Annotated in this window: 24 protein-coding genes; 12 read left to right on the plus strand and 12 right to left on the minus strand. The window is 70.0% G+C overall.

All coding sequences use genetic code 11. The features are described from left to right. Positions 1–48 precede the first annotated feature (48 nt). Complete coding sequence (locus tag QRM96_RS09630; RefSeq protein ID WP_285319431.1) at positions 49–567, minus strand: GNAT family N-acetyltransferase; 519 nt, start codon at positions 565–567, stop codon at positions 49–51. 157 nt (positions 568–724) lie between these two features. Between QRM96_RS09630 and QRM96_RS09635 the strand changes: the two genes are divergently transcribed. Then, complete coding sequence (locus QRM96_RS09635) at positions 725–1,201, plus strand: hypothetical protein (protein ID WP_285319433.1); 477 nt, start codon at positions 725–727, stop codon at positions 1,199–1,201. On the opposite strand, the gene QRM96_RS09640 is transcribed toward QRM96_RS09635, so the two are convergent. The 3 genes from QRM96_RS09640 to QRM96_RS09650 all read right to left on the minus strand — a co-directional run bounded on the left by QRM96_RS09640 (position 1,170) and on the right by QRM96_RS09650 (position 6,536). Continuing rightward, on the minus strand, positions 1,170–3,146 hold the full coding sequence (locus QRM96_RS09640) for an APC family permease (protein WP_285319434.1): 1,977 nt from the start codon (positions 3,144–3,146) through the stop codon (positions 1,170–1,172). The genes QRM96_RS09635 and QRM96_RS09640 overlap by 32 nt on opposite strands. A 142-nt stretch (positions 3,147–3,288) precedes the next feature. Beyond that, on the minus strand, positions 3,289–3,972 hold the full coding sequence (locus tag QRM96_RS09645; RefSeq protein WP_285319436.1) for a response regulator: 684 nt from the start codon (positions 3,970–3,972) through the stop codon (positions 3,289–3,291). Further along, a complete protein-coding gene (locus tag QRM96_RS09650; RefSeq protein ID WP_285319437.1) occupies positions 3,969–6,536 on the minus strand; it encodes a DUF4118 domain-containing protein in 2,568 nt (855 codons plus the stop codon). The genes QRM96_RS09645 and QRM96_RS09650 overlap by 4 nt, the downstream gene beginning before the upstream one ends. Before the next feature lie 159 nt (positions 6,537–6,695). Here QRM96_RS09650 and QRM96_RS09655 point away from each other — a divergent pair, with 159 nt between their 5' ends. The 4 genes from QRM96_RS09655 (at position 6,696) to QRM96_RS09670 (ending at position 9,587) form a co-directional block, all read left to right on the plus strand. Further along, positions 6,696–7,442, plus strand: coding sequence for an ABC transporter permease (locus QRM96_RS09655; protein WP_285319438.1), 747 nt, complete (start codon positions 6,696–6,698; stop codon positions 7,440–7,442). Between the two features lie 109 nt (positions 7,443–7,551). Beyond that, on the plus strand, positions 7,552–8,139 hold the full coding sequence (locus QRM96_RS09660) for a hypothetical protein (protein WP_285319439.1): 588 nt from the start codon (positions 7,552–7,554) through the stop codon (positions 8,137–8,139). Between the two features lie 147 nt (positions 8,140–8,286). After that, positions 8,287–9,030: a YcnI family copper-binding membrane protein gene (locus QRM96_RS09665; RefSeq protein ID WP_285319440.1), complete on the plus strand. Its 744-nt coding sequence runs from the start codon at positions 8,287–8,289 to the stop codon at positions 9,028–9,030. 11 nt (positions 9,031–9,041) lie between these two features. Beyond that, a complete protein-coding gene (locus QRM96_RS09670) occupies positions 9,042–9,587 on the plus strand; it encodes a copper resistance CopC family protein (protein WP_285319441.1) in 546 nt (181 codons plus the stop codon). A gap of 94 nt (positions 9,588–9,681) precedes the next feature. Here QRM96_RS09670 and QRM96_RS09675 read toward each other — a convergent pair whose 3' ends face one another. Further along, a complete protein-coding gene (locus QRM96_RS09675) occupies positions 9,682–10,227 on the minus strand; it encodes a YceI family protein (RefSeq protein WP_026264567.1) in 546 nt (181 codons plus the stop codon). Between the two features lie 145 nt (positions 10,228–10,372). Here QRM96_RS09675 and QRM96_RS09680 point away from each other — a divergent pair, with 145 nt between their 5' ends. Together QRM96_RS09680 and QRM96_RS09685 are read left to right on the plus strand one after the other, a co-directional pair. Next, positions 10,373–10,798, plus strand: a complete 426-nt coding sequence (locus tag QRM96_RS09680; RefSeq protein WP_285319443.1) for a hypothetical protein — start codon at positions 10,373–10,375, stop codon at positions 10,796–10,798. Then, positions 10,795–11,634 carry a CDP-alcohol phosphatidyltransferase family protein gene (locus QRM96_RS09685; protein ID WP_285319445.1) on the plus strand — a complete coding sequence of 280 codons (840 nt, stop codon included), beginning with the start codon at positions 10,795–10,797 and terminating at the stop codon, positions 11,632–11,634. Before QRM96_RS09680 ends, QRM96_RS09685 begins: the two co-directional genes overlap by 4 nt. A 9-nt stretch (positions 11,635–11,643) precedes the next feature. Here the strand turns inward: QRM96_RS09685 and QRM96_RS09690 are convergent, their stop codons facing one another. Then, complete coding sequence (locus QRM96_RS09690) at positions 11,644–12,060, minus strand: DUF302 domain-containing protein (RefSeq protein WP_285319447.1); 417 nt, start codon at positions 12,058–12,060, stop codon at positions 11,644–11,646. A gap of 40 nt (positions 12,061–12,100) precedes the next feature. Further along, positions 12,101–12,358 (minus strand): metal-sensitive transcriptional regulator, encoded by a 258-nt coding sequence (locus tag QRM96_RS09695; RefSeq protein WP_109045264.1) that lies wholly within the window; start codon positions 12,356–12,358, stop codon positions 12,101–12,103. Between the two features lie 123 nt (positions 12,359–12,481). Between QRM96_RS09695 and QRM96_RS09700 the strand changes: the two genes are divergently transcribed. From QRM96_RS09700 to QRM96_RS09720, 5 genes are all read left to right on the plus strand, one after another. Then, on the plus strand, positions 12,482–13,099 hold the full coding sequence (locus tag QRM96_RS09700; protein WP_285319448.1) for a rhodanese-like domain-containing protein: 618 nt from the start codon (positions 12,482–12,484) through the stop codon (positions 13,097–13,099). Continuing rightward, entirely contained in the window at positions 13,096–13,854 is a 759-nt protein-coding gene (locus QRM96_RS09705; RefSeq protein WP_285319449.1) for a sulfite exporter TauE/SafE family protein, read from the plus strand. Before QRM96_RS09700 ends, QRM96_RS09705 begins: the two co-directional genes overlap by 4 nt. A gap of 35 nt (positions 13,855–13,889) precedes the next feature. Next, the gene (locus QRM96_RS09710) at positions 13,890–14,186 is read left to right on the plus strand and encodes a rhodanese-like domain-containing protein (RefSeq protein ID WP_285319451.1); all 297 of its coding nucleotides are present in this window, start codon (positions 13,890–13,892) and stop codon (positions 14,184–14,186) included. A gap of 94 nt (positions 14,187–14,280) precedes the next feature. Continuing rightward, positions 14,281–15,681, plus strand: a complete 1,401-nt coding sequence (locus tag QRM96_RS09715) for an MBL fold metallo-hydrolase (protein WP_285319453.1) — start codon at positions 14,281–14,283, stop codon at positions 15,679–15,681. Positions 15,682–15,850: 169 nt separating this feature from the next. Next, positions 15,851–17,125, plus strand: a complete 1,275-nt coding sequence (locus QRM96_RS09720) for an MFS transporter (protein WP_285319455.1) — start codon at positions 15,851–15,853, stop codon at positions 17,123–17,125. 6 nt (positions 17,126–17,131) lie between these two features. Here the strand turns inward: QRM96_RS09720 and QRM96_RS09725 are convergent, their stop codons facing one another. The 5 genes from QRM96_RS09725 to acsA are packed head-to-tail and all read right to left on the minus strand — an operon-like array spanning position 17,132 to position 22,765. After that, a complete protein-coding gene (locus QRM96_RS09725) occupies positions 17,132–17,374 on the minus strand; it encodes an acyl carrier protein (protein ID WP_109045258.1) in 243 nt (80 codons plus the stop codon). 28 nt (positions 17,375–17,402) lie between these two features. Beyond that, on the minus strand, positions 17,403–18,893 hold the full coding sequence (locus QRM96_RS09730) for a dihydrolipoamide acetyltransferase family protein (RefSeq protein WP_285319458.1): 1,491 nt from the start codon (positions 18,891–18,893) through the stop codon (positions 17,403–17,405). Next, positions 18,886–19,866: an alpha-ketoacid dehydrogenase subunit beta gene (locus tag QRM96_RS09735; protein WP_285319459.1), complete on the minus strand. Its 981-nt coding sequence runs from the start codon at positions 19,864–19,866 to the stop codon at positions 18,886–18,888. Before QRM96_RS09735 ends, QRM96_RS09730 begins: the two co-directional genes overlap by 8 nt. Continuing rightward, positions 19,863–20,912 (minus strand): pyruvate dehydrogenase (acetyl-transferring) E1 component subunit alpha, encoded by a 1,050-nt coding sequence (gene pdhA, locus QRM96_RS09740; RefSeq protein ID WP_285319460.1) that lies wholly within the window; start codon positions 20,910–20,912, stop codon positions 19,863–19,865. The genes QRM96_RS09735 and pdhA overlap by 4 nt, the downstream gene beginning before the upstream one ends. Next, positions 20,909–22,765, minus strand: coding sequence for an acetate--CoA ligase (gene acsA, locus QRM96_RS09745; protein WP_285319461.1), 1,857 nt, complete (start codon positions 22,763–22,765; stop codon positions 20,909–20,911). The genes pdhA and acsA overlap by 4 nt, the downstream gene beginning before the upstream one ends. Between the last annotated feature and the right edge of the window lie 8 nt (positions 22,766–22,773).

Genomic DNA, 22,773 nt, shown 5'->3' on the forward strand with positions numbered 1-22,773 from the left:
CGCGCCGGACACCCAAACAGGGCCCTTGGACCCTAGGCAAAGCCGGAGCTATTCGGTCCCGGCCACGGTGCTGCGGCGTTCCAGGAGCAGCGTGTCCTGCCAGTGCCCGGCCTTGGGCCCGTTGCTGATCCGGGCTATCCGCTCCCGGGTCCCCACCACGCGGAACCCGAGCCGCTGGTGCAGGACCAGGCTGGCCGCGTTCTCCGGGAAGATGCTGGACTGGATGGTCCAGATGCCCGCGGCCTCGGTGGAATCGATCAGGGCTCCGAGCAGGAGCCGGCCCACGCCCCGGCCCTGCGTCTGCGGCGCCACGTAGATGGAGTGCTCCACGAGGCCCCGGTACACCTCCCGTGACGAAACCCGGGACACGGCGGCCCAGCCCAGGACCCGGCCCGCGTCCTCGGCGATGAGCCGGTGCCCAGGCAACCGGCCGGCGTCGAACGCTTCCCAGGTGGGCGGTTCGCTCTCGAAGGTCGCCTCCCCCGTGGCGATGCCGGCGGCATAGATCGCGTGCACGGCGTCCCAGTCGTCGGGGCGCATGGGGCGGATGGTCACGGGGCTGTCCATGGGTCCCATTATGGTTGACCGGCCCGGCCCCGCTGGCCGGGCGTCGGCCGCGCCGGGGCGTAAAGAATCCGTCAATAAACGGCCCCCGCTCCCCCGCCCGCGCCCGTGCAGCCCTTTGATGGAGGCATAGGCAGCAGGTGGGAGGCAGGGAGCGCAGATGCGGTGGGACGAGGCGCCGGAGGACCGTGGCAGGGTCAAGTTCGCCGCCGCAGCCGAGGCCGTGGAGGGCTACGGTGGCCGGCCCCTGAACGGGCGTGCCCTGCAGCCGGCCAGCGGCTACCTCTTCCCCGACCAGGACGGCGAGCAATGGTGGGTCATCTTCCAGCCGTGGCCACCGTCGGGCCTGCACACCCGCAAAGTTCCCGGCGACATCCTGGCCTGCAACGACTCCTACGGCGACATGGTGCACGTGGTGGTGCTGGCAGCGGGCGTCTGGGAGGACGACGCCGAGGCCGCCTTTCGCGCGCACGTCCCGCTGACCCTGGCGGACGCCGCCCGGGTGGCGGCCACGGTGGCGCACGTGGCGGCACCGGGGCACGCTGCACCGGAGCGCCCCGGTCCCGCGCCGAAGCGCACGGACGGGACGCCGTCGGACCCGCCGGTCAGCCCACGTGGACCCATGGGCGCTGGGTGACATCGGGGACGGCCTCGCGCAGGACCTCACGGGTCACCGGCGCGATCTCGCCCTCGCCCAGGAACAGGAACCGCACCAGATTGGTGATCGGGTTTCCCTCGGTCCAGCGGAAGTAGATGTGCGGCATCAGCCCGGTCACGTCCCTGATGTGCAGGAGCACGGAGGCGATGGTGTTGGGCACCACCGGCCCGTGGACTTCCAGGACGTGGTAGCCGTGGCGGTTCACGCCGCGGACGTGGAGCTCCGTTTCGAAGTCGGAGGAGTCGTCCACAATGACTTCGAGGAACAGGGCGTCCCCCGCCAGCGGCAGGTGGCTGACCTCGATCGCAGATTCCAGCTTGTCCCGGTACGCCTCCGCTGACAGCCGGAGCGGCTCATGGGCAATGATCGCGATGGGCCCGTCCAGGGTGCTGGACATGAACTCCAGGGCCTGCTGGTCCAGGTGCACCCGGGTGGCGTGCAGCTCAAAGGAACGCCGCACCCTGGACAGCAGGGAGATCACGATGATGCCGAGAATGAAGATGGCCGCGATCCGGATGCCTTCGGGACGTTCGAAGATGTTGGCCACCGTGGTGTACGCGAACACCACTGAGATGGCGCCGAAGCCGACGGTTAGGTTCCGCTGCCCGCGGCGGCGCGCCGACAACGTCACGGCCACGGCTGCGGAGGTCATCAGCACCAGGACGCCGGTGGCGTAGGCGCCGCCCTGGGCGTCGACATCGGCGTTGAAGATAAAGGTGATCACGAAGCCGATCACGGTAAAGACGAGCACCAGGGGGCGCACCGCCTTGGCCCATCCGGGGGCCATGCCGTAGCGCGGCAGGTACCGGGGAACCAGGTTCAACAGGCCGGCCATGGCCGAGGCGCCGGCGAACCAGAGGATGCCGATGGTGCTGATGTCGTAGACGCTGCCGAATCCGACGCCAAGGTATTCATGTGCGAGGAACGCCAGCGCGCGCCCGTTAGCCTGGCCGCCGGGCTGGAATTCCTGCTCCGGGATCAGGACCACGGTAATGAAGCTGGTGGTCAGCAGGAACACGCTCATGATCACGGCGGCGGTGGTGAGCATGCGCCGGGCGCCGCGGATACGGCCCGCCGGGTTCTCTTCGGTATCGTCCGCCGCGCCCCGGACCTGCGGCATCACCGCAACGCCCGTCTCGAAGCCGGACAGGCCCAGCGCCAGCTTAGGGAACACCAGCAGCGCGATGGCCACCGCCATCACGGGGTTCCCGTGGGAGACCCACAGGTTGGTCCACCAATCCCCCATGGCCGCAGGATGGGAAATCACCTGTCCCAGGGTGACAACCACCACCACGGCGTTCAGGCCCAGGTAGAGGACCACCAGGACCACCGCGACGCCGATTGCTTCCTTGAATCCGCGCAGGAACACCGCCGCCAGCAGCGCTAGCAGGAAGAGCGTGACGGGGACGTTCTGGTTTTGCAGCCACCCCGGAGCTACCGGGTTGCCGACCAGGTGCGCGGTGGCGTCGGCTGCCGAGAGGGTCATGGTGATCATGAAGTCGGTGGCGGCGAACCCGAGCAGGACCAGCACCAGGAGCTTGCCGCCCCAGCGCGGCAGCAGCCGCTCAAGCATGGCGATGGAGCCTTCACCGCGCGGGCTTTCACCGGCAACCCTGCGGTAGACCGGCAGCGCGCCCAGCAGGGTCACCGCCACCAGCACCAGGGTGGCCAGCGGGGAGATGACCCCGGCAGCCAGCGCGGCGATGGCCGGCTGGTACCCCAGGGTGGAGAAGTAGTCCACGCCGGTCAGGCACATGACCTGCCACCACGTGTGCTTCCGTTCGTGCTGCGTCGGAACGCCGCCGGGGCCCTGGTGGGTGCCCTTGCTGTCCTGCAGGCCAAACAGCAGCCAGTCCTTGAGCGCCTTCCTGCCATGCGGGTGGAGCGCGGAAGGATCCGCCGGGGGCCTGCTTAACGTGGTCATGACTGCCTTTCCGCGCTGCCCTGTGCACCGCGATCACTGCGAAGCTAGCACCGGCAAAATTGGCTGGCGTCGGAAAGGGGGTTTTCTTAATGATTCCTTTACGCGTGATGTACGACGCCGTCGGGGGCCTTCGCGGGGCGGGTCACGGTTCGAAGCGGTAGCCCATGCCGGCCTCGGTGAGCAGGTGCCGGGGCCGGGCGGGGTCGGCCTCAAGTTTGCGGCGCAGCTGGCCCATGTAGACGCGCAGGTAGTGGGTTTCGTTCTCGTAGCCGGGGCCCCAGACTTTCCGGAGCATCTGCTGCTGCGTGATCAGCCGGCCGGGGTTCCGGGCCAGCAGTTCCAGGATGGCCCATTCGCGGGGCGTGAGCCGGACCGGGTCTCCCGCACGGGTGACTTTCCGGTTGGCCAGGTCCACTTCGAAATCGCCCACGTCAATCGCCGGGCCGCTGTCCACCGTTTCCGGGTTCCCGCTCCGGCGCCCCGCCACGCGCAGCCGCGCCAGGAGTTCGTCCAGGCCAAACGGCTTGGTCACATAGTCGTCGGCGCCGGCGTCCAGGGCCCGGACCTTGTCCACGGAGCCGTGCCGGGCGGACAACACGATGATGGGCATGCTGCTGGTCCGGCGGACCCTGGTGATGACGTCCACGCCGTTGATGTCCGGCAACCCGAGATCCAGCACCATCACATCCGGATGGCCGCTCTCCGCATGGTGCAGGGCGGACGTACCGTCCAGCGCCGTCAGCACGCGGTAGCCTTCCGCTTCCAGGTTCACCTGGAGGGCGCGCAGGAGCTGGGGTTCGTCATCGACGATCAGGATGGTCCTCATGGCGTGCTCCCGGCGGGGCGGCGGTCCGGGGTGGCAGCTCCCGCGGAGAGCGGCAGCCTGATGATCATGGTCAGTCCGCCGCCGGGGGTCGGTTCGGCCACCAGCCTTCCGCCCATGGCCTCCGTGAAGCCCTTGGCGACGGCCAGGCCAAGCCCGATGCCGAGCCCTTCCGGGGCATCATCGAGCCGCTGGAACGGCTGGAACATCGCGGCAGCCGCGGCAGCGGGCACACCCTGCCCGTGATCGACGATGCGCAACTCGCCGACCCCGCCGCCGTCGTCGTCGGTCCTCAGCGTCCCGGCCGACACACCCACGATCACCACGTCCGACTCCGGCGCGTATTTGAGCGCGTTCTCCACGATGTTGGCGATGACCCGTTCCAGCATGCCCAGGTCGGCGTCCACGGCCGGCATGGAAGGCGCAAGGTCAACCCGGATCCGGCCTGCCGGGAGTCCGCGCAGCGAGTCCTCGATCGCGTCCCGCCAGGAGACCGGCGCTGTCAGCGGGGCCGCCGAGCCGCTGGAGATGCGGGACATGTCCAGGAGGTTCGAGATCAGGGCGTCCAGGCGCTCGGTGTAAGACTCGATCGTGGCGAGCATCTCGGCCTGCACCTCCTCCGGCAGCCTGCGGCTTTGGCGGCGCAGGGCGGTGACGGCGAGCTTGATCCCGGCCAGCGGGGTGCGCAGGTCGTGGCTGACGGCCCGCAGGATGGACGTGCGGACGCTGTTGCCCTCCGCCAGTTTGGTGGTGCTTTGCAGCCTTCGCTGCAGGGCCTGGCGCTGGCGCAGCAGCAGGAGGTGGGCGCCGTGGGCTGCGAGGAGGAGCCGGTCGCCGGCGGTCAGGGTCCGCCCGGAGAGGACCAGCGCCGTCCGGTCGTCGGCCAGTTCCACGCTGTCCGTCAAGGCCGCGGCGTCCGGGGCGGGCGGCGGCGCGGCACCCGAGAAGGCCTGGAGTTCCCACGCACCGCTGCCGTCACCGGCAACGGTGAACAACCCTGCGGAGCGGACCTGGAAGGTTTCCCGGACCTTGGCCATGAACGCGGCTACGGTGTCATCGGCAAGCAACGCGTCGCGGGCCAGGTCCGCCAGGGTGGCTGCCTCGGCGCGTGCCCGGGCGGCTTCCCGGGCCCGCCGGGCAGACAGGCCAACCACCAGCGAGACCGCCACCGCCGCCGCCAGGAACACCCCCAGCGCGAACACGTTTTGCGGGTCCTTGATGGTGAACGTTCCCACTGGTTCTGTCTCGAAGAAGTTCAGCAGCAGCGAATCCAAGACCGCCGCGAGCACCGCCGGCCACAACCCGCCAATGAAGGCCACGGCCATGACGCCGGTCAGGTGCACCAGCGCGTGGGTGGCGAGGTTGAGGTCCGGGCTGGCGGCCAGGGCAGCGGTCAGGATGACCGGAAGGACGACGGCGAGGACAAACCCGACTGTGGTGCGCGTCCGGCCCAGTGCTGCGGTGGCGGGCCTGGGCAGGCCGGCGCCGCCCTGCGGCCGGGACACGATGTGGACGTCGATGTCGCCGGAGTCCCGCACCACTTTGGCGCCGGCTCCGGAACCGAGCAGCCGGCTCCACAGCCCTCCGGTCGAGGCGCCGATGACGATCTGCGTGGCGTTGACGCTGCGGGCGAACTCCAGGAGCGATTGGGCGGCGTCCTCCCCCGAGACCGTGTGCCAGGTTCCGCCGAGGTCCGTGACCAGGCGCTGCTGGGCGTCCAGTGCGTGGCCGGACTCGGCAGTGCCGCCGTCTCCCCGCCGCACGTGCACGGCCAGCAGGTCGCCGCCGTGGACCCTGGACAGGATCCGGGACGCCCGCCGGATGAGCAGTTCCCCGTCCGGGCCGCCGTCCAGGCCAACCACCACCCGTTCGCGTGCGGGCCAGGTGGCGGTGATGCCCTGGCTTTTCCGGTAGGTCGCCAATCCTTCGTCCACGCGGTCGGCCAGCCAGATCAGGGCGATTTCGCGCAAGGCGATCAGGTTGCCCAGGCGGAATTCGTTGGCCAGGGCCGCATCTATGGCGTCCTTGGGGAATACCTTTCCGTCGGCGACGCGCTGGCGCAGCAGCTCGGGCGGGATATCCACCAGCTCGATGTGCTCTGCCCGCCGCACCACGGCGTCCGGCACGGTTTCACCGCTCGACTGGTCCGTGATGGCTGCGACGGCGTCCCGCAGCGATGCCACGTGCTGGACGGTAAGGGTGGTCAGCACGTCCGTCCCGGCCGCCAGGAGTTCTTCGATGTCCTGCCAGCGGCGCCCGTTCCGGCTTCCCGGGGCGTTGACGTGCGCATAGTCGTCGACGACGGCCACCTCCGGGTGCCGGGCCAGTACTGCCGGCACGTCCAGCTCGGCGGCCGCTGCTCCGCCGGCGCCGGGCACCGGGCGCGGGGCAACGGCGTCGAGCCCGTCAAGGAGCAGCGCGGTATCGGTCCTGCCGTGGTCCGCGGCGATGCCGACGGCCACGTCCCGGCCGCACGCCGCAAGGCGGTGCGCCTCGCGCAGCATGGAGTATGTTGTGCCGGCTCCCGTTGCCGCGCCCAGGAAGATGCGAAGCGTTCCCCGTGCCATGTTCACAGTCTTATCCCCTCCGGCCACCCGGACCAACTCCCCGCGCTGCCGGCCGCCCGCAGGTACAGGCTATTCCACCCGGCGGAGCAGCCACACGGTCGTGTTGCGGGCAGCTGCCGGGCTTCCAGCGGAAGGTTCGCAGGTCAGTAAGCTGGGCAGATGCCCGACCTTGCCGCACTGGCCCCCACCCTCGCGGCCATCGCCATCCTGGCGGCACTCACGGTGGGCATCCTCTGGGGCTCGCGCACGCCGTCGTACCTCTCCCCCGCCCTGGCCATCCTCCGCGGCGTGCTGCAGCTTGCAATCATCAGCCTTGTCCTGGGAGGGGTGATCACCAGCCCGGCGTGGGTCGGCCTGGCCCTGCTGGTCATGTTCTCCGTGGCGTCCGTGACGGCTACGCGGCGGCTCAGCTGGTCCTGGCGGCGGTTCGCCGTGGTGGCCGCAACCATGGCGGCCGGCATCCTGGTGACGGTCGCAATCGTCTTCGGCACCGGTGCCATCGAATTTTCGCCGCGCTACGCCCTGGCCGTGGGCGGGATCGTGATCGGCAACTCCATGACCATTGCCACGCTGGCCGGCCGCCGCTTCGTCGAGGCCGTCCTGGAGCAGTGGGACCAGGTGGAGGGCTGGCTGGCGCTGGGCGCGACGCCCCGGCAGGCCACCCTCAGCCAGGCCCGGCAGGCGGTGCATTCGGCGCTGATCCCCGCCACGGACCAGACCAAGACCACCGGACTGGTCACGCTTCCCGGCGCATTCGTGGGCGCCATCTTTGGCGGCGCCTCGCCCCTGGAAGCCGGCCGGTTCCAGGTGGTGGTGCTGGCGTCCATCATGGCGGCAGGGTCCATTACCGCCGTCGCGTTGATCCGTTCGCTGGGCAACGTCACGGTCCGGCCCGACCCGTTGTAGGGCTGCGCGCCGTCACGGCCCGGCAGCACGGGGCGCCGATTACGCGCCGGGGTGCTGCTTTCCCTAAAGTGGTACCGGGTAATCAGTGGAAGAAGGGGTGGCGATTGGCATGAGCGCGCCGTTCCGCTTCCCCCGCGCCTTCGCGTTCACGGCGGCAATGTTCGCCCTCGCTGCCGGAGCCCACGTGGTGGCCCGTGGCGTGATGCCGCACCCGGCCATCGTCGCCGGGCTCTTTGCCCTGGTGCTGCTGCCCGTCATGGTGCTCGCCAGGATCCGGGTCAACTCCCCAGTGATGGCCGGCCTGCTCATCGGCGGCCAACTGCTCCTCCACGAGGCCTTCAGCACCCTGTCGGCTTCGTCCGGCTTCACACCGGCTCCGGGAGGCCACATCCACCCGGGCGAACCGCTCGCCGCGGCAGCAGTGGCAGCGGCCCCGGAACACCTCCACGCTTCGGACCCGCTGATGCTGGTCCTCCACGCCGCGGCCACCGTGTCCACCGCCCTGGTGCTGGCCCGCGGCGAAGCGGCCGTCTGGGCCCTCGCGTCCTGGCTGCGGCCGCTGATCCGTATCCTGACGGCGGCGTTCCTTCCCGACTGGCCGCAGCTTCCGGCTCCGCGCCGCGTTGTTGTGGTGCTGCGCGCCGAGGTCCTCCGGCTTCCCGCACTGCGCGGTCCGCCGCGCGCTGCCGCCTCCTGAGCGGCACCTGCCCCCACCATGCTGCCCGGGCCCAAGGCGATGCCCTTGGACCGCTGCCATTGCGCGCGCCCCGGTCAGCCATGTCCTCGCGCCCGGCCGCAGCCGCAGGCCGCCCCCGGCGCACCCATACCTTGTGAAAGCGACATCATGAATACCTCAATCCGCCGCACCGCCAGAGCCTTCGCCGCCATCACCGCAGCAGCCGGAATGCTCGCCGCCGGCGCCGCCGCCGCGTCAGCCCATGTCTCCGTGGATCCGGGCGACACCGGCGCCAACGGCTACTCGCGCCTGACCTTCAACGTCCCCAACGAGTCCCCTACCGCCAAGACGAACAAGCTTGAGGTCAAGCTGCCCACCGACACACCCTTCACCTCCGTCTCGGTCAAACCGGTGGAGGGCTGGACCGCGCAGGTCATCACCGGTGACCTGCCCACGCCGGTGACGGTGGCCGGCGCCACGGTCACCAAGGCACCTACTTCCGTGGTCTGGACCGCGGACGAAGCCCACCAGTTGGGGCAGAACCAGTACCAGGCGTTTTCCCTCTCGGTAGGCCGCCTCCCGGCCGAGGGGACCACGGTGGTGCTAGAGGCCGCCCAGGGTTACAGCGACGGGACGGTGGTGAACTGGAACGAGCGCAGTGCCGACGGGCAGCCCGAGCCCAAGCACCCGGCCCCCTCCTTCACCACCACAGCCGAGGACGGCGCCGCGGCGCACACCACCCCGGCCTCGGCTGCCGCCTCGACTGCTCCCGAAGCCTCGGAGGCCATCGAGCGCACCTCCGATGCGACCTCAATCTGGGGCGTTGTCCTCGGCGCTGCAGGGTTTGTCCTGGGCGCCGCCGCCCTGGCACTGGTGCTGGCCGGCCGCCGGTCCCGCCCGGCAGCCAAGTAGCAGGGGCCCGGATGTTTGCGAATCTGCCCCGCTGGTTCCGGCGCAGCGTGCTGGTCCTGGCCGTGGCCGCATGTTCGGTTGTCCTGGCCGCGCCCGCGCAGGCGCACGATGTGCTCGAATCCAGTGATCCTGCGAATGGATCGTCTGTTCCGGCGGTTCCCGGCCAGATTGGACTGACCTTCGACCGCACGCCGATGGGCATCGGCTCGGTGATCCAGGTGCAGGATGAGACCGGCACGGACCAGGCCGACGGCGCCGTCACGATTGTCGACAACCATGTCACCCAGGCCGTGAAGGCCGGTGCACCGGCGGGCAAATACACGGTGATCTGGCGGGTGGCTTCCTCCGATGGCCACCCCATCGAAGGAACCTTCACGTTCACGGCCGGCGCCGGAAACTCCAGTGCGGCGCCGGCCCCAGCTGCTGCCGCTGGTGGCGGCGGGCCCCAGGCAGGAGTGTTGATTGCCGGCGGGGCTGCCGCCGTCCTGGTCATCGGCTTGGCCGGCGGGGCGGTGCTGGTGCGGCGGCGGCTCCGGAGCGCGGAGTCCGACGCCTGACATAGCCAGCGCCTGACGACGCCACAAACGGCCGGGGCGGGCACTGCGCCACATGCGCAGTGCCCGCCCCCGGGTCGTCGGGTAGATCCCTGTATCAGCCCTGCTTCACGAGCGCGGCTTCAAGGTTGATCTTCACCTTGTCGCTGACCAGCAGGCCGCCGGCTTCCAAGGCGGCGTTCCACGTCAGGCCAAATTCCTTGCGGCTGATCTCGGCTTCGGCGGAGAAGCCTGCCCTCGTGGCGCCGAAAGGATCCACGGCAACACCGGTGAACTCCACCTCGAGCTCGACCGGTTTGGTGACACCCTTGATGGTCAGGTCGCCCGTCAGGGTGTATTCCTCGCCGTCACCCTCAATGGCGGTGCCGCGGAACGTCATCTCGGGAAACTTCTCGACGTCGAAAAAGTCCTCACCCCGGACGTGCGCGTCACGGTTGGCATCCCCGGAGTCGAAGCTTGCCGTGGCCACGGTGGCATGCACGGTGGATTCGGCCAGGGACTCCCCCACCCGGGCTTCGGCCTGGGCATCGGTGAAGCGGCCCCTGACCTTGCTGATCCCGGCATGCCGGACGCTGAAGCCGATCTCGCTGTGCGACATGTCCAGGGTCCAGGTTCCAGGGGTGAGTTGCTGGGGAAGGGTCATGGTCATTCTCCTTGCTCGTAGGGCCGCAGGCTTTGCTGCCCGCTATGGGCGCAAGGTTGCGGATGGTCCTAAATATTCCGCATCGGACCCGCATTTATAAGGGGGCCGGGTGAACCGGAAGGGAACTTCGGGCGTATACATAAGCGTGGCACTAAGACTATTGACCGCCCTTGCGCTGTTCATTGACGCCGGCGTACACCTGTTCCTGGCCCCGGGCTACCAGAACGCCCAGCCGGGCACCGTCAGCCAGGGCACCCTGTTCCTCTTGGAGGCCGCCGCGGCGCTCGTGGCCGGAATCTTTGTCCTGCTCCGCGGCAGCCGGGCGGCCTATGCCGTGGCACTGCTGGTGGCACTGAGCGCCTTCGCGGCCGTGATGCTGTACAGGTACGTTGATATCCCGGCTATCGGACCGATCCCCGCCATGTACGATCCCGTCTGGTTCTTCTCGAAGACCCTCAGCGCCGTCGCCGAGGGAGCGGGCGCCCTCCTGGCCGCCGTGGGACTGGCGCGGGCGTCCGGGAAGCGGCGCTCCGCCGTCGTGAAGCGCCGCGCGACGCGTCCCGGCACGTGATTCCCCGTCCGGATTCCGCGGCACGCCGGTGGCCCGGGTCCGCCGCCGTCGTCAGCGTGCGGGCGGAGGCGGCAGGGCCTCGCGGTGCGGCCGGACGTGCCGTCCCCGACGCACTGGCCGCCCTGGCCGCCTACGGTTTGTTGGCGCTGTGGCTGTCGTCCTTGTCGGCCCCCGGAATTCCCCTGCAGCTGGCAGGCCTGGGTGCGGGCGCGATGGTCACGGGCGCGGCGGCTGCTTCCGTGCTGCGGCGGGCCCCCAGGTTCTCCACCCCGGCCGACCGCGTGACGCTGCTGCGCGCCGTCCTCGCCGCCCTCTGCGCCGCATTGGCGGTCCCCCAGCTGTTTACGGGGCCGCGGGCGGACCTGCTGATTCCGGTCCTGGGCGGGCTGGCCTTTGCGCTGGACGGGGTGGACGGGGCGGTGGCCCGGCGGACCGGGCTGTCCTCCACGGCGGGGGCGCGGTTTGATGCGGCCACCGACGCCGGGCTGGTCCTGGCGTTGTCCGTTGCGGCCGCTGCCCGGGTGGGGCCGTGGGTGCTGGCGATTGGCGGGATGTATTACGTTTTCGTGGCCGCGGGACGCTTCCGGCCGCACCTCCGCGGGTCGCTGCCCCCACGCCAGTCCCGGAAGGCAATCGGGGCGTTTCAGCCGTTCGCGCTGCTCCTGCCGCTGATTCCCGGCATCCCCGCGGCCGCCGCGGTGTCCATTCCGGTCGCGGCCCTCGCGCTGCTGGCGTTTTCCTTCGGGCGGGACGTGGTCCAGCTGGAGCGCCGCCACCGTGCAGTTCTCCTGGAATCCGGCGCCGCCAAGGCAGGCTCCGGACCAATCACGCCCTGAGCTGAGCGGCTATCCTGCTGCCCCGTCCAAGCTGGCGAGGGCCTTCCGGAGCCGCGTCCCGGCGTCGTCCGCCACGATCTTGACCGCAGGCGCGTCGCTGAGCTGGACCATGGCCTGCGGGTCGATCGCCTCAACGGTAGTTTCCTGGGCATCTGCCTTCCGCCGCACCACCACGTTGCACGGCAGCAGGGCGCCCATTTGCGGTTCGGCGGCGAGGGCGCGGCTGGCAAGGGATGGGTTGCAGGCGCCAAGGATGACATAGTCCCCGACGGCGTCTGCGGCGTCGGTGCCGAGCTTGGCTTCGAAGGTGGAGCGGATGTTGATTTCCGTCAGGATCCCGAAGCCCTGCGCCGCAAGGGCCGCGCGGGTGCGTTCCAGCGCTTCGGCCCAGGGAAGGGCGACGGTGGTGGCCAGCGTGTAGGTCATGATGCTCCTCGAAGTTGCCGGAAAGTGTCCTGCGGACGGGTCAGGCGAGGGAGAGGAAGAGCTTCTCCAGCTCTTTCCGGTCCATGGTTTCGTCTTTTTGGGTGATGCACTGCTCCAGGCCGGTGGCGATGATGGCGAAGCCGGCGCGGTCAAGGGCTTTGGAGACGGCCGCCAGCTGGGTGACGACGTCCTTGCAGTCCCGGCCTTCCTCGAGCATCCGGGTGACGGCGGCGAGCTGGCCCTGGGCGCGCTTGAGGCGGTTGATCACGGGCGTGAGTTCGGTTGGGTTCAGTTCCATAAGGGGTTCTCCATCGGTGGGGTGCTCCCTCCAAGGGTATACCCCCACGGGTGTTTTGACTACCCCCGGGGGTATCTGTGATACTCGGTGGGGTATCCACCAGCCCCCTTTTGAGAGGCCCCCATGACATCCCCTTCCACAGCAACCGCTGTTACCGCACTCGCCCCCGGGACCCTCCGGACGTGGTTCAACACGCACCAGGACCTGATGGTGATCGACGTGCGTTCCGCTGCTGAATTCGAGTCCATGCACATCCGCGGTTCCTACAACGTGCCGCTGCCCCTCCTCTCCGAGCACACCGGAGAACTCGCCGCCCGGCTGGGCTCACGCGTGGTCCTGGTCTGCCAGTCCGGCGTCCGAGCCGAGCAGGCCCGCCAGCGGATGGCGGCGGCTGGCCTCGATTCCGCCTACGTCCTCACCGGCGGGGTGCCCGGATTCGCGGCCGCCGGCGGCGACGTGGTCAAGGGCAAGGACCGCTGGGACATGGAGCGCCAGGTCCGCCTGGCCGCCGGATCCCTGGTGATGCTGGGACTGGCCGGCGGCAAGTTTGTATCCCCCAAAATACGGATGCTGGCCGGAGCCATCGGCACCGGCCTGACCTTCTCCGCCGCCACCAACACCTGCGCCATGGGCAAGGCCCTCTCGGCGATGCCCTGGAACAAGGCCGCCGCGGAGCCCACCCGCGAAAGCGCCATCCTGCAGCTTCCCGTCCATGGCACTGAAGAGGACGCCGCGGCATGATCCCTACCCTGGGTCTGGGGCTCGTCGTCGGAATCGTCCTGGGCGTGGTGGGCGGCGGCGGCTCCATCATCGCCGTTCCCGCACTGGTGTACGGGGTGGGTTTGAGCCCCGCCCAGGCCATCCCCACGTCGCTGCTGGTGGTGGGCATATCGTCACTGGCAGCCCTGCTCCCCCGCATCCGGGAGGGCCTGAACTGGCCCGTCATCGCACTGGTCGGGGCCGCCGGCATTCCGGCCGCCTGGGCCGGCGCCGCGGTCGGCAAAGTCCTGGATCCGGCCATCCTGATGCTGGCGTTTGCCGGAATCATGGTGGCCGCGGGCATCCGTATGCTGAGCAAACCCCGCGAAAGCGAGGGAACCTGCAGCACGGGGCCCAACCGGGCCTTCCGGTCCTGCGCACCCAAGGCCGCGGGCGTTGGCTTGCTCGTCGGGTTCCTCACCGGACTGCTTGGCGTGGGCGGCGGGTTCCTCATCACTCCCGCACTGACCATCCTCCTGGGCCTGCGGATGAAACAGGCGGTGGGAACCTCGCTGGCGATCATCGTGGTCAACTCCGCAGCCGGATTCAGCGCCCACGCCGCCGGTTACACGATCGACTGGGCCACCACCCTGGCCTTCGCCGCCCCGGCCATCCTGGGATCACTGGTTGCCGCGCGGTTCGCGCGACACCTGAAGGACAAGCACATCCGCATCTCATTCGCGGTCCTGATCTTCGCCGTCGCGGCGTGGGTCACCGCCGGTACCGTCACCGCCTGACACCCCCAACACCGTTAGCCCGAAGGAGAACCACCATGGCTGAAATCACCATCACCGAAGCCGACCAGCGCCGCCACGCCGCCCGAATCCTCGATGTCCGCGAGGACTTTGAAGTCGCCGAAGGCATGATCCCCGGGGCCCTGCACATCCCCATGGGCCAATTGCAGGCGCGCCTGGGCGAGCTCGACCCGGCCGTCCCGGTCATCGCGGTCTGCCGCAGCGGCAACCGCAGCGCCGCGGTCGCCGACGCCCTCAACGGCGCCGGCTACACAGCGGACACCATGGCCGGCGGCATGACCGCCTGGACCCGCGCCGGTCTTCCCACCACCTGACATTCCGGGGGATATCTCTAGTTGTTGTATACCCCCCCTGGTATCTAAAATTGGTCCCAGGATTTCATATCTTTCCCCTTCGAAGGAGCACCAGATGCTGCTTGAACGCATATACGACGAAGACCTGGCCCAGGCCAGCTACCTGATCGGCTGCCAGGCCAAGGGCGAGGCAATCGTGGTGGACGGCCGCCGGGACATCGCCGTCTACAGGGACCTTGCCGCCAAGAACGGCATGAAGATCGTGGCCGTCACCGAGACCCACATCCACGCCGACTACCTCTCCGGCACCCGCGAACTGGCCGCCGCCACCGGCGCGAAGATCTACGTGTCCGGCGAGGGCGGACCCGACTGGCAGTACGGGTTCGACGGCGAGCGGCTGCACGACGGCGACACCATCACCCTGGGCAACATCACCATCAAGGCAGTCCACACCCCCGGCCACACCCCGGAGCACCTGTCCTTCCTTGTCACCGACGGTGCGTTCAGCGACGAGCCCGGCTACCTGCTCTCCGGAGACTTCGTGTTCTCCGGCGATTTGGGCCGGCCGGACCTGCTGGACGAGGCCGCCGGCGGCATCGACACCCGCTTCGAGGGCGCCAAGCAGCTGTTCGCCAGCCTCCGCGACAAATTCCTTGCGCTGCCGGACTACGTCCAGGTCCACCCGGGCCACGGCGCCGGCAGCGCCTGCGGCAAGGCCCTGGGCGCCATCCCTTCCTCCACCGTGGGCTACGAACGCCTCTACGCCTGGTGGGGCCCCTACCTGGCCACCAACGACGAACAGGGCTTCATCAACGAACTGTTGGACGGCCAGCCAGACGCCCACGCCTACTTCGCCCGCATGAAGCGTGAGAACCGGGAAGGCCCCGCCGTCATGGGCGAACGCGCCCCGCTGCAGGAACTGGACACGGACGCCGTCGCCAAGGGCTTGGCCGGGGATACCCTGACCTTTATCGACACCCGCTCCAGCGGCGAAGTCCACCAGGGCACGGTGGTCCGGTCCCTGAACGTACCGGCCGGCAAGTCCGTTGCCAGCTACGGCGCCTGGGTGGTCAACCCGGAAACGGACACGAACCCGCTGGTGCTCCTGGCCAAAGACCAGGAACAGGCCCAGGACCTGTGGGACCATCTGGTCCGCGTGGGCATCGACAACGTGGCCGGCTACCTCACCGGCATCAAGGGGTTGCCCACCTTCACGCCGAGCCTGATCCAGCCTGAGGAACTCGAGGGTTTCGAAGCGGCCATGGTCCTGGACGTCCGCAACAAGACCGAGCACAAGGCAGGACACATCCCCGGCTCCCACCAGCTCAGCGGCGGCCGCGTGATGTGGCACCTGGATGAGCTGCCCGCCGGCGGCACCATCGTGTCCTACTGCCAGTCCGGCGTGCGCAACTCCGTGGCCGCCAGCGCCCTGCGCCGTGCCGGGTACGACGTCGTCGAACTCGACGGCAGCTACGCCGCCTGGAACGCCTGGCGGAACAGCGTCCCCGCAGCCTGAGCAGGCAATTCCTCCAGACCGCCCGGGCAGGACCCCCCTCCTGCCCGGGCCCGGCCCGGACGCGTCCCCCGCGCGTCCGGGCCACCTTCCGCCTCCCCAGAACGGAGCCACCAGAACGGAACCACCAGAACGGAGCCACCATGCAGGGCACCACCAGAACGGAGCCACCATGCAGGGCACCACCTTCCGCAGCACCGGCGGATCCACCCCGGCGGTGCCGGGCCTGCGGCAGAACCTGGCCCAGTTCATGCTGCTGGTGGCCGTGAACGCACTGGTGGGCGGCACCTTGGGCCAGGAGCGCACCGTCCTTCCCCTGCTTGCCGCCCGGGAATTCCACCTCGACCTGTACACGGGCGCACTGACCTACATCCTCGCCTTCGGCCTGTCCAAGGCCGCCATGAACTATTTCGCCGGAACCCTCTCGGACCGGTACGGCCGGAAACCGGTCCTCATCGCCGGCTGGCTGGCCGCGGTCCCCGTCCCGCTGATGCTCATGCTCGCTCCGTCCTGGGGCTGGATCGTGGCGGCCAACGTGCTGCTCGGCGTCAGCCAGGGCCTCACCTGGTCCACCGCCGTGATCATGAAAATGGACCTCGTGGGTCCTAAGCAGCGCGGCCTGGCCATGGGCTTCAACGAGGCCGCGGGCTATCTCGGGGTCGCCGTGACGGCCCTGGCCACCGGCTACCTCGCCACCGCCTACGGCCTGCGCCCGGCCCCGTTCCTGCTGGGAGCGGCGTACATCGCCCTGGGTCTGGGCCTCACGGTCCTGGCCGTCCGCGAAACCCGCCACCATGCCCGGACCGAGGCCGCGCAGCATGCCACAGGACGGAATACCGCCCATGCCGGCCTCACCACCGGCCAGGTATTCACCCTCACCAGCTTCACGGACCGCTCACTCTCCGCGGCCAGCCAGGCCGGGCTGGTGAACAACCTCAACGACGGCCTGGCGTGGGGCCTCTTCCCTGTCCTGTTCGCCGGCGCCGGGCTTGGCCTGGGCCAGATCGGCATCCTGGCCGCCGCCTACCCGGCGGCCTGGGGCGCGGCCCAACTGGTGACCGGAGCAGCCTCCGACCGTTGGGGACGCAAGTGGTTCATCGCCACCGGAATGCTGGTGCAAGCCGGCGCCTTGGCGACCATTGCTTCCGCGCACGGCTTCGCACCGTGGCTCGCCGCCGCCGTCATGCTGGGCCTCGGTACCGCCATGGTCTACCCCACACTGCTGGCCGCCATCGGCGACGTCGCCCACCCGGCCTGGCGCGCCCGCTCCGTGGGCGTGTACCGGCTGTGGCGCGACGCCGGATTCGCCGTGGGTGCCCTGCTCTCCGGAGTTCTCGCGGACCTCTACGGCATCCCCGCGGCCATCGGCGCCGTCGCGGTCCTCACCGCACTCTCGGGCCTGGTGGTTGTGGTGCGGATGCGCGGGAATGACCACGCTGCGGGATAGCCCCCTTTATCCGTGCCCGGCCAGGTACTCCACCAGCCCGCCCACCGTGGCCACCGCCGGATAGTCGGCTTCCGGGATGTCGACGCCCGTGGACTCGGCGATGACCTCCACCAGGCGGAGGAAATCCAGCGAGTCCAGTTCCAGGTCCTGGCGCAGCCTGGCAGTGCCGTCCAGGTCGCCGGGCTCGACGTCGGGCGCTACTTTGCCGACCGCCGCCTCCACGGCCTGGCGCGCGTCCTCTTGGTTCACGGTTCCTCCTCGGTCACACAGGTCCGGCTCACAGGTCCTCCGGCGTTTGCAGGAGTTCGTCGATCCTGGCCAGGAAGCGGCCGCCGCGCAGCCCGTCGCTGACCCGGTGGTCCGCGGACAGGGTGGCGGTGGCGGCGTGCCGGATGCCGAGCATCCCGCTGTGCGCCCACGGCTGTTCGAGGACCTTGCCGAAGCCCACCATGGCCACCTGCGGCGGATAGATCACGCCGTAGACGCTTTCGACGCCGAGGTCGCCAAGGTTGGTGACGGTGATGGTGGGGTCTGCCATCTCCGCGCGCTGCAGCCGGCCGGCCCTGGCCCTGCTGACCAGGCCGCGCAGCTGCTCCATGAGGTCGTCCAGCGTCAGGGTGTCTGCGTCGTGCACGGCTGGGGCCACGATCCCGCCATGCCGCAGGGCCACCGCGACGCCCAGGTGCACCGCGCTGCTGGGCTGGAACGCGCCCCTGGTGAAGAAGCCGTTCATGTCCGGCACCTCTTTCGCCGCGAGGGCGGTGGCCTTGAGCAGCAGGGCGGAGGGCACCAGGCGGGCGGTGACGGGCCGCTGCTGGTTGGCCGCCTGCATCCACGCCATGGCCGCCGCAAGATCCAGGGTGGTGGCGAGGTAGTAGTGCGGGATTTCCTTCTTGGACCGGGACATCAGCGCGCCGATTGCCTGCCGCAGGCTCTCCGCCTTGCTGCCGGCCGCAGCCCGCTCCTGCCGGGGTGCTGCGGGCAGCGCCTTTTCCGGTGCGTTCCCTGGCGCCGTTGGCTGCGCGGGCGCCGGCGGGCGGGCTTCCGACGGCGGCGCTTCCGCCGGCTTGTCCGCGCCGGGTTCCCCCGAACGCCCCCGCGGCGGGACGGCGGCGAGCACGTCCTCCTCAGTGACGGCACCGCCCGGGCCCGTGCCCGTTACGACCGGCAGGTCCACCCCTAGTTCCGCCGCCAGCCGCCGGGCCAGCGGCGAGGACCGCACGCGGTGCGCTTCGGGTGCTGTTGCCGGCTCCGGCGCCCGGGTGCCGGACGCCGCAGCGGCGCGTTCGACGTCGGCCCGGGTCACCTCTCCGCCGGCTCCGCTCCCGCTGAGGCGTCCGACGTCGACCCCCAGCGTGTGCGCCAGGTGCCGGACCGGCGGCGGAACCTTGGCGCCGGGTTCCGGGTGGCCGCCCGTGGCACCCGGGTGAGCGGGCGTTGCCTCTTTTGCTGTCAAAGGTGAGCGGGCGTCGGGGGAAATGCGGCCGGAAGTGAGCGGGGGTTGGGGCGCGGGTGGCGGCGGGAGTTCGGCGGGGGTGGCCGTGATCCGGGCGATGGGGGTCCCCACCTGCACGGTGTCTCCGATGTCCACCAGGAACTCGGCGACGACGCCGTCCTCGAAAGACTCGATGTCCATCACGGTCTTGTCTGTGTCCACGGCCGCCACAAGGTCCCCCTTGTGGACGTAGTCTCCCGGCTTGACCAGCCACTCCACCACCTTGCCGTGCTCCATGTCTGCGCCCAGGGACGGCATCCGGAATTCAGCCATGGGTCCCCACGGCCCTCCGGGCGGCCGCCATGACCCGCCCCACCGACGGCAGGGCTGCCTGTTCCAGGTGCTTGGCGTACGGGACGGGCACCTCCAGGCTGCACACCCGTTCCACCGGGGCGTCCAGGTCGAAGAAGGCCTGCTCGCAGATCCTGGCGGCAATCTCCGCCGAGAGGCTGCCGCTGCGCCAGCCCTCGTCCACCACCACGGCCCGGTGGGTGCGGGCCACGCTGTCCATGATGGTGGGCGCATCCAGCGGCCGGAGGGTCCGGAGGTCGATCACGTCGGCCTCGATGCCTTCGGCGGCCAGCAGGTCCGCGGCCTCCAGCACCATGGGCAGCGTGCCGCCGTAGGTGATAAGCGTCAGTCCGTCCCCGTGGCGCACCACCGCCGCCTTGTCGATGTCCACGGCGCCGGCGTCGTCGTCGAGCTCGCCGGCCACGTTGTACAGCGAGCCGTGCTCGAAGACCAGCACCGGGTCCGGGTCCTGCAGCGCGGTCCAGAGCATGCCCCGGGCGTCGGCCAAAGTGGCGGGGGCCAGGATGCGCAGCCCGGGAATGTGCGCGTACCAGCCTTCCAGGCTGTGCGAGTGCTGGGCACCGAGCTGCCGCCCGGCGCCGGTGGTCATCCGGATGACGATGGGCACGTTGAACTGGCCGCCGGACATGTGCAGCAACGTGGCGGCGTTGTTGATGATCTGGTCCAGCGCCAGCAGGCTGAAGTTCACTGTCATGATTTCGACGACGGGCCGCATCCCGCCCAGCGCCGCACCGATCCCCGCCCCGACGAACCCGGACTCGGACAGCGGCGTGTCACGGATCCGTTCGGGCCCGAACTCCTCCAGCAGCCCCAGGCTCACGGCGAAGCTGCCGCCGTACCTGCCCACGTCCTCGCCCATGAGGAACACCCGCTCGTCGCGCTGCATCGCGTCACGGAGGGCCGCCCGCATCGCTTCCCGGTACGTGGTTTTCATCCCGCCGCCCCTTCTTTCCCGGCGCCGCCGCCGGCGGTGGCAACGCCGCTGCCGGCCTCCGGCGGGTCGCTGTACACAAACCGCATGAGTTCGGACACCGGTTCCGGCGTGCCGTTCTCGGCGAACCCGACCGCGGTGCTGATCTCGGCGTCCACGTCCGCCGCCAGCGCCGCCCAGGTCTCCTCCGGCAGCTGGCCCGCGGCCTGCATGGTTCCCTGCAACAGGCTGATCGGGTCCCGTTCCATCCAGCGGGACACCTCCGTTTTCTCCCGGTACAGCTCCGGATCGAACATGGAGTGGGCGCGGAAGCGGTAAGTGCGCAGTTCCAGGAAGTGCGGTCCGCCGCCGGACCGGACGGCATCCACCGCCCGCCGGGCAGCTTCCTCGACGGCGAGCACGTCCATCCCGTCCACGGCCCACGCGGAGATTTCGTACCCGGCGGCCTTGAGCGCGATGTCCGTCTGGGATTCGGAACGGCCCAGCGCGGTTCCCATGGCGTAGAGGTTGTTCTCGCAGCAGAACAGCACCGGGAGCTGCCACAGTGCGGCCAGGTTCATGCTTTCGTGGAACTCGCCTTCGGCCACGGCGCCTTCGCCGAAGAAGCAGGCGGTCACGCGCTGGCGCCCGGCCATCCGGTCCGCGAGCGCCAGGCCGACGGCAAGCGGCAGGCCACCGGCCACGATCGCGTTTCCGCCGTAGAAGCGCGCGTCGGCGTCGAAGAGGTGCATGGAACCGCCGCGGCCGCGGCAGCAGCCCTCGGCGTGGCCGTACATTTCGGCGAGGATGGCACCGGCGGAAACGCCGCGGAGCAGGGCGTGGCCGTGCTCCCGGTAGGTGGCCACCACCGCGTCGTCCGGTGCCAGCGTTTCCATCACCCCGGCGGCCACGGCTTCCTCGCCGATGTACACGTGCAGGAAACCGCGGATCTTGGCCGCGCTGTACAGCTCAATGCATTTTTCTTCGAGCCGGCGGACCCGCAGCATCTGCCGCAACAGGTGCAGGGCGTGTTCCTGGTCGCGGATGGCCTGATTCCGCGGGGTGCTCATGGCTGCTCCTTGCCGAGGCCCGGCGCAGGTCCGGCCGCCGCCTCCAGGGTTGAGATGTCGCCTTCGGGCAGTCCCAGCTCGCGGGCTTTCAGGAGCCGGCGCAGGATCTTTCCGCTCCGGGTCTTGGGCAGCGTGCTGGTGAAGTCGAGCAGCCGGGGTGCGACGGCGGCGCCCAGCCGTTTCCGGGCGAAGCCGATGATCTCCAGTTGCAGGTCCTCGCTGGGCTGGTTGCCCGGCTTGAGTTCCACGAAGGCCTTGACCACCTCGCCGGCCACGGGGTCGGGTACTCCGATCACCCCGGCTTCGGCCACCGCGGGGTGCTCCATCAGGCAGCTTTCCACCTCGAACGGGCCGATCAGGTGGCCTGAGGACTTGATGACGTCGTCGCCACGGCCGACGAACCAGAAGTAGCCGTCGGCGTCCCGTTTCGCCAGGTCGCCGGTGAGGTACCAGCCGCCGGCGAAGCACCGCCGGTACCGCTCCTCCTCGTTGAGGTAGCCACGGAACATGGACGGCCACCCGGGGCGCAGCGCCAGCTCACCCATGGTGTCCGGTTCCGTGACCAGGACCGCCTGGCCGTCGGCAATGACCGCTTTACCGTTGGCGTCCCGTGCCACGAGCGCAGCCTCGATGCCGGGGAGCGGACGGCCCATGGACCCGGGGCGGACGTCCATGGCGGGATAGTTGGCGATCATGATCCCGCCGGTCTCGGTCTGCCACCAGTTGTCGTGCACCGGCAGGCCCAGGACCTCCTGGCCCCACACCACCGCCTCGGGGTTCAGCGGCTCCCCCACGCTGGCGACGAAGCGCAGCGCCGAAAGGTCATGCCCGGCTGCCCGTTCGGCTCCGGCCTTCATGAGCATCCGCAGTGCCGTGGGGGCGGTGTACCAGACGCTGACGTGCTGGTCCGCAAGGATCCGGTACCAGCGGTCGGCGTCCAGCTCCTCCTCGTCCACGATGGCGGTGACGCCGTGCACCAGCGGCGCGATGATGACGTAGGACATGCCGGTCACCCAGCCGGGATCGGCGGTGCACCAGTAGACGTCCTGCGGGTGCAGGTCCAGGGCGAAGCGGCCGGTGGCGTAATGGGCGGCCACGGCGCCATGGACGTGGATGGCGCCCTTGGGCGTGCCGGTGGTGCCGCTGGTGAAGTGCAGCAGGGCCATGTCCTCCGGCTGGGTGCCGGCGACCTCCCCGATCGGGTCCGCCCGGGACAGGAGTTCGGCCAGGTCAAGGGTCCCGGGTTCGGGGGTGCCGTCCGCGTCCGCCAGCAGGATGTGGCGGAGTTCGGGAAGGCTGTCCCGCACCGGTGCCACCTTCTTGCGGTACAAAGCCCTGGTGGTGACCAGGGCCCGTCCGGCGCCGAGGTGCAGCCGCTGCCTGACCGGTTCGGGGCCGAACGCGGAGAAGAGCGGGCAGAAGACGCTGCCGTTCTTCAAGGTTCCCAGCACCGCGGCATACAGCTCCGGGCTGCGGCCCAGGAGGGAGAAGACCCGCTCACCGCGCCCCACCCCCAGGGTCCGGAGCACTGCCGCGAACCTGCCGGACTGCTCCGCAAGGTCACCGTAGCCAAGGGACCGGGTGCCGCCGTCGGCCCTGATGAAGCGCAGGGCTTCCTTGCCGCCGCGGCCTTCGGCCACGTGGCGGTCAACGGCCTCGTAGGCGATGTTCAGCCCCCGGCCCCCGGGCAGCCCGGCCAGTGCCTGCCGGGCTTGGTCCCAGCTGAAGTCGCGCCGGGCGGCGTCGTAGTCCGGCATGTTGGGCGGCACCGGGAAGGCAGCCACGTCCTTGATGATGGCGGGCCAGCGCGTGGAACCCTGGACGTCGGAGGCCGCGGTGCTCGGCTGGTCCATCATGCTCC

Source organism: Pseudarthrobacter sp. lyk4-40-TYG-27 (assembly GCF_030209295.1).
Lineage (GTDB): Bacteria > Actinomycetota > Actinomycetes > Actinomycetales > Micrococcaceae > Arthrobacter.

Coding starts and splice junctions, on each gene's coding strand:
- QRM96_RS09630 (WP_285319431.1), bottom strand. CDS start 567: ATGGACAGCCCCGTGACCATCCGCCCCATGCGCCCCGACGACTGGGAC.
- QRM96_RS09635 (WP_285319433.1), top strand. CDS start 725: ATGCGGTGGGACGAGGCGCCGGAGGACCGTGGCAGGGTCAAGTTCGCC.
- QRM96_RS09640 (WP_285319434.1), bottom strand. CDS start 3,146: ATGACCACGTTAAGCAGGCCCCCGGCGGATCCTTCCGCGCTCCACCCG.
- QRM96_RS09645 (WP_285319436.1), bottom strand. CDS start 3,972: ATGAGGACCATCCTGATCGTCGATGACGAACCCCAGCTCCTGCGCGCC.
- QRM96_RS09650 (WP_285319437.1), bottom strand. CDS start 6,536: ATGGCACGGGGAACGCTTCGCATCTTCCTGGGCGCGGCAACGGGAGCC.
- QRM96_RS09655 (WP_285319438.1), top strand. CDS start 6,696: ATGCCCGACCTTGCCGCACTGGCCCCCACCCTCGCGGCCATCGCCATC.
- QRM96_RS09660 (WP_285319439.1), top strand. CDS start 7,552: ATGAGCGCGCCGTTCCGCTTCCCCCGCGCCTTCGCGTTCACGGCGGCA.
- QRM96_RS09665 (WP_285319440.1), top strand. CDS start 8,287: ATGAATACCTCAATCCGCCGCACCGCCAGAGCCTTCGCCGCCATCACC.
- QRM96_RS09670 (WP_285319441.1), top strand. CDS start 9,042: ATGTTTGCGAATCTGCCCCGCTGGTTCCGGCGCAGCGTGCTGGTCCTG.
- QRM96_RS09675 (WP_026264567.1), bottom strand. CDS start 10,227: ATGACCCTTCCCCAGCAACTCACCCCTGGAACCTGGACCCTGGACATG.
- QRM96_RS09690 (WP_285319447.1), bottom strand. CDS start 12,060: ATGACCTACACGCTGGCCACCACCGTCGCCCTTCCCTGGGCCGAAGCG.
- QRM96_RS09695 (WP_109045264.1), bottom strand. CDS start 12,358: ATGGAACTGAACCCAACCGAACTCACGCCCGTGATCAACCGCCTCAAG.
- QRM96_RS09700 (WP_285319448.1), top strand. CDS start 12,482: ATGACATCCCCTTCCACAGCAACCGCTGTTACCGCACTCGCCCCCGGG.
- QRM96_RS09705 (WP_285319449.1), top strand. CDS start 13,096: ATGATCCCTACCCTGGGTCTGGGGCTCGTCGTCGGAATCGTCCTGGGC.
- QRM96_RS09710 (WP_285319451.1), top strand. CDS start 13,890: ATGGCTGAAATCACCATCACCGAAGCCGACCAGCGCCGCCACGCCGCC.
- QRM96_RS09715 (WP_285319453.1), top strand. CDS start 14,281: ATGCTGCTTGAACGCATATACGACGAAGACCTGGCCCAGGCCAGCTAC.
- QRM96_RS09720 (WP_285319455.1), top strand. CDS start 15,851: ATGCAGGGCACCACCTTCCGCAGCACCGGCGGATCCACCCCGGCGGTG.
- QRM96_RS09730 (WP_285319458.1), bottom strand. CDS start 18,893: ATGGCTGAATTCCGGATGCCGTCCCTGGGCGCAGACATGGAGCACGGC.
- QRM96_RS09735 (WP_285319459.1), bottom strand. CDS start 19,866: ATGAAAACCACGTACCGGGAAGCGATGCGGGCGGCCCTCCGTGACGCG.
- pdhA (WP_285319460.1), bottom strand. CDS start 20,912: ATGAGCACCCCGCGGAATCAGGCCATCCGCGACCAGGAACACGCCCTG.
- acsA (WP_285319461.1), bottom strand. CDS start 22,765: ATGGACCAGCCGAGCACCGCGGCCTCCGACGTCCAGGGTTCCACGCGC.